This is a genomic window from Marinobacter sp. EVN1 (genome assembly GCF_000475375.1).
Taxonomy (GTDB): domain Bacteria; phylum Pseudomonadota; class Gammaproteobacteria; order Pseudomonadales; family Oleiphilaceae; genus Marinobacter; species Marinobacter nauticus.
Genome location: NZ_AXCB01000061.1, coordinates 1 through 306 on the forward strand (window position 1 = coordinate 1; position 306 = coordinate 306).

Here is a 306-nt window from a genome sequence, read left to right on the forward strand (position 1 = left end):
GTTATTCAGACCTTCCCTAAGCACCTGAAACACGATAACCAAAAACATTGCTGCGGCAGTTAGAAGGATCAAAATGCCGATATGTTGAGAGGCGTAGCTCAAATCCACCACTGAGCCAGTTTCTTGGACCTCTGGACCAGAAAATGCACCGATTAAAACGGCTATGAGAAAAGCTCCGAGGATGAGTTTCATAGAACCTTAACGCGAGTGGTAATGGGCGCTAGCGGAGCGGAGCGCAGTTGGCGTCCCGTTGACCACCTGGTTAAGTTTTTGGCGGTTCATCCACCAACCATGCTTCATCAAACC

The 306-nt window shown here is 49.0% G+C and carries 1 protein-coding gene; it reads right to left on the reverse strand.

Going from position 1 to position 306, the window contains the following annotated elements:
- A partial coding sequence (locus Q674_RS41530; RefSeq protein ID WP_036199792.1) for a hypothetical protein occupies positions 1 to 192 on the reverse strand: 192 nt, incomplete at its 3' end.
- Positions 193 to 306 lie beyond the last annotated feature (114 nt).